This is a genomic window from Acinetobacter sp. 228 (assembly GCF_048147885.1).
In genome coordinates this window covers 1-1260 of sequence record NZ_JAYWYV010000341.1, presented here as the reverse complement: position 1 = coordinate 1260, position 1260 = coordinate 1, and the positions used below count along the sequence as shown (strand labels likewise).

The window sequence follows — 1260 nt, the reverse complement described above, 5'->3', positions numbered from 1 at the left end:
AAAGAGATAAAGAATCACTTAAAGAAATTATTGCTAAATCCGATACAGCTTTGGCCTTAGCTAAAGAAATGGGTTGGGATGGCAGTTATACAGGCTGTCCTTATTTATTTTGGTTACCAAGTAAAAATACGCAATCTTTTGAATATGGATTTGTTTTTAAACAAACCTCAGATAACTCAACTTTTGTAATCTCACCGATTGAATTGGCTTATCTGGCGCAAGATGAGCAGGTACAAACTTTAAGTAAGAATATTGATTAAATATCAAAGGTTATTGACTTAAAAATTAAGCCAATAACCTAACTCCAATGCAGTTATTCAAACATACTTAATTGAGGTGTAGGTTTTATAATCTTCTCTTTAGGAACATGTAAACATTCAAATTCCTCAACAGGAAAACCTTCAATAAAACTGGAAATATCTGGTGTCTCTAAACTTAACCATTCATCTAAGCGGTCATGTGGAATCACAATGACTGATCTTTTAACATCACCCGGTTCATGGAAGTCTTTCATCATGGGGTGATCAATCGCATCCATGGTTAACATACTCGCAGAACGGACAATCGTTTCATTCATTTTGCAAATTTCATAGATTGCTGCGATAAAAAAAGCCTGCCCATCTTTACGGCGTACGCCCCACCGCTCAGGTTTATCATTTATATATTTACTCTCATAAAACTCCGTCACGGGTATTACACCGAACTTACATTTAAGAGCAGCTTCTTGAAAACTCGGTTTTTGGAAAATTGTTTCATGACGAGCGTTATAAGTATGTTTTGCTATGTTCGTATCTTCTGCCCATTTAGGAACCAAACCGAACATGACTTCACGCCACTCAAAACCTTGCGGTGATTTGAATAACAATGGCATTGTCCCACCCGGATAAACCTCATCGGCATAGCTAAAGCCGACCACAGGCAACTGAAGTTGCTGCAATTGGGCAAGAGTTAAAGGCTTAAAGTTGGCACACATAGCAGGAATAAAATACTGTACTTTTACATCTCTTATTTTATAAGTATTTATTCTATAAACCAAATAAAAAGGCACTTAAAAGTGCCTTTAACGACATAACTTTACGCTTACGAAACGTGCTGAATCCCTTGTGGAATAGCCTGCAATAGTCGTTTGGTGTAGTCATGTTGCGGATGTGCATAGAGCTCATCCGAGTTGGCGATTTCAACAACTTCACCATGATTCATGACCATAACCTGATCGGAGATATATTTCACAACCGACAAGTCATGTGAAATAAAAATATA

General features: G+C 37.1%; 2 protein-coding genes and 1 pseudogene. 1 reads left to right on the top strand and 2 read right to left on the bottom strand.

Features of this window, described 5'->3' with window-relative positions; all coding sequences use genetic code 11:
* Window positions 1-260 (top strand): hypothetical protein (locus tag VXQ92_RS18800; RefSeq protein ID WP_416682821.1); only part of this gene is annotated, 260 nt, incomplete at its 5' end.
* Window positions 261-313: 53 nt separating this feature from the next.
* Here VXQ92_RS18800 and VXQ92_RS18795 read toward each other — a convergent pair.
* Entirely contained in the window at window positions 314-973 is a 660-nt protein-coding gene (locus tag VXQ92_RS18795; RefSeq protein WP_000332555.1) for an SOS response-associated peptidase family protein, read from the bottom strand.
* A 107-nt stretch (window positions 974-1080) separates the two neighbouring features.
* Window positions 1081-1260: pseudogene (locus VXQ92_RS18790) on the bottom strand (ABC transporter ATP-binding protein); the annotation flags it as partial.